The organism is Ruegeria sp. AB5 (assembly GCF_056542645.1).
The window spans coordinates 1-2,642 of record NZ_JBQGAE010000051.1 but is presented as its reverse complement, the minus strand read 5'-3'; the positions used below and the strand labels follow the sequence as shown (position 1 = coordinate 2,642).

Annotated in this window: 3 protein-coding genes; 2 read left to right on the top strand and 1 reads right to left on the bottom strand. The window is 61.4% G+C overall.

What is annotated here, in order from left to right; all coding sequences use genetic code 11:
* Positions 1-2,026 (bottom strand): helix-turn-helix domain-containing protein (locus ACR0L4_RS23505; protein WP_480515624.1); only part of this gene is annotated, 2,026 nt, incomplete at its 3' end.
* Positions 2,027-2,086: 60 nt separating this feature from the next.
* Here ACR0L4_RS23505 and ACR0L4_RS23500 point away from each other — a divergent pair.
* The gene (locus ACR0L4_RS23500) at positions 2,087-2,242 is read left to right on the top strand and encodes a hypothetical protein (protein WP_480424923.1); all 156 of its coding nucleotides are present in this window, start codon (positions 2,087-2,089) and stop codon (positions 2,240-2,242) included.
* Positions 2,243-2,402: 160 nt separating this feature from the next.
* Positions 2,403-2,642 (top strand): helix-turn-helix domain-containing protein (locus ACR0L4_RS23495; RefSeq protein WP_480515622.1); only part of this gene is annotated, 240 nt, incomplete at its 3' end.

Here is a 2,642-nt window from a genome sequence, read left to right as displayed (position 1 = left end):
CATGCTTGCGCTTTTCAGCGATCTGGCGGCGGAAGGCCTTGCCGCGCCGGTTGACCTCCCGAGCGCCTGCATCATGCAGGACACCAAAGGTGCGCTCCGGGAAGGCCTGGCAGATCAACTCACCATTGGCGAAACAGAACACAAACGCGGGATTGAAGGCGGGCACCCGGAGGGTGATCTTGTGGGTGAGGCCCAGGAGCGCATCGTCGTAGAAATAGATCGTCTCGCCACGGCGGGGGGTGTAGCTCACCCGCCCGCGATCCGGCATGCGCTCGACCTCCTCGGCAAAGGCGAGGGCGAGAACCTCGGGGTGCGAGAGTGTGGTCTTGCCCCATCCCTGATCAATGAAATTGCGCAGGGCCTCATTGGGGCTCATGCCTGCAAGCCGCCCATGCTGAGGGCGCTTGTGATACCACTCCAAGGCTTTGCCAGCGGTCTCCAGAAAGGCACTCGCATCGCCATCGAAGGCCACCGGGTCTTTGCCCTTGGCGTGGGTCTTCTTGTTCATGCGGTCGCCATCGGTCCAGCCTGGGATTGTGGCGAAAAAGACTTGCTCGATGTTGCCAAAGGCACCCTCAATGCCCGGCTTGCCCTTCGCATTGTAGGGCATCGACCGCACCACGGCTTCACGGCCCTCGGCCACGCGCGCTGCGACCTTCGGATCACCGGTGAGATCAAACACCTTGAGCCCGCCCTGCGTCAGTCTGGAGAGCTGGGTGAACCCGCCGATCATCGCATCCCAGGAATACTCGGACCCGTTGTCGAGATAGAGCATCTCGGGCAGGCCCCATTCCGCGACCATCGCCTCAAAGCTCTGGGCCACATGCTCGCGCCGTATGCCTTCACCGGGCTCGCAAAGCACGAACGTCATATGGATTTCATTGGTAGCTACGTCGTACCAGGCAATCGCCTTGGGATAGACCACCGTGCCATCGGCGCGGCGCATCATGATATCCACGGGGTGCACGTCCCCCACCACGATCTGACGTGGCAGCAACGTGGCATAGTCCCGCCGGATCGAGGGCACATACCTGTCCTGGAAGGTGGCGTTGTCTTTGTCCTTGATCGCGAGAAGCGCGTATTGGCGGTGATGCTCCACCTGGCGGCGGTTCACATTACAGAGGCCGAACTGGGTGCCTTTGGCATTCGTGTCGCCGCACCGGCCCAGCTCCAGCGCCTCGAAGGGCACGACCCGCAGGTCTCGGCTCATCTCGATCAGGCGGGTGGTGGATTTCTCCGAGATCGCGCGCCAGCCGCATTCCCCCGCTGCCCAGAGGGACCGGATATAGGTGGTCAGGTCCGCGCCGATCCCGGCCTGCGTGGCCGCATCGATATGCGCCTCAAAAAACGCATCCCAGGCGCGGGTGACCGTCTGGCGCCGGACGCCGTGATCGGCGCGGCGCTTGCGGACCAGACCATTTAGACCAAAGGCCTCATAGTCGCGCAGCCAGTTATAGAGCGTCTGCTTGGAGATCAGCTTGCGTTTCCCGTTGGGGAACAGGCGCGGTTCCCGGGTGAGGCCCTCGATCACCGCCGCCCGCTCAGGTGAGCCCTTCTCAAAGGCCAGGGCCGGGCGGATCACCTCCTGCCGCCACCGCGCCAAAGCCAGATCGGCCTCAAAGCGTGCATCCGTTTGGTGGGCCTGCTCCGGTACAAGACAGGTGCCGCCGGTCGCCACATCGGGCTTTGCGTGGAGCACGATGCCACGCTCCAGATACCAGGCCTCCCGCAGATCAGCGGGTAAGTGGTCTACATGCGCTTGAGGTGCTCGACCTCCAGCACCGCCACGCCCGATTTCAACTTCTCTGACAAGAAGATCGACACCGCGCCACTTGCGCGACTGCAGGGCTTTGCTGACCGCCTGTTTGGATACCCCAGACAACTCGACCAGGTCATTCATCGGCAACCATTTTTCGTGGTTGACCAATGGTTGACCAACAGGTTGACCAACGGCTTCTAGCGGCGGATTGGTCAACCCCGAGGCGTTGGCCTCAACCAGTTCGAATTTGCGCGATGCCTGCCCCATGGCTTACACCGCCACCGTCTCGGGGCGCCCGCCCCTTCTCCGGCACCGGGGACGCGTTCCGTGACGCGTTCCCTCGCTCAGCACCGCATCGCGGGGTGCCATGCGCTTCCGGCGTTTGAGGCGCGCCTGGCCCGTGTCGTCCCCAGATTGTCCGCAGGTAGCCACGGGAGTGGTGCTGGTGTGGATGTTCTGCTTCCCACGCCCGCCGAGGTCTGAGGCGCGACATGCGCCAACGATGATCTCACATAGAACCGCTCCGGGCTGGAACGGCTTGCTTCTTGCTGACATAGTGTCCTCGCAATGCTGGGGTGCGTCGGTATGTTGTAATATCACAAATAAGACCAAATGCTCCTATAATCAAGCGACATAAGAACAAATGGACATAAATGAGCGACTAAAAGAGGCCGTATCTGCTAGCGGTTTGAGTTTGCAGGATTTTACCAATAAGATCGGAGCGAACTACCGAACCATGCAGCACTATCTCTCGGGCTCCAGGATGGTGAGCGCTGAGCTTTTAGCAGCAATGGCGGAGCATTTGGACATATCACCAACGTGGCTTCTAACCGGGCGAGGCGCCCGATTGATCACGGAGAGTGTCGGAGCAAATGCTCATGAG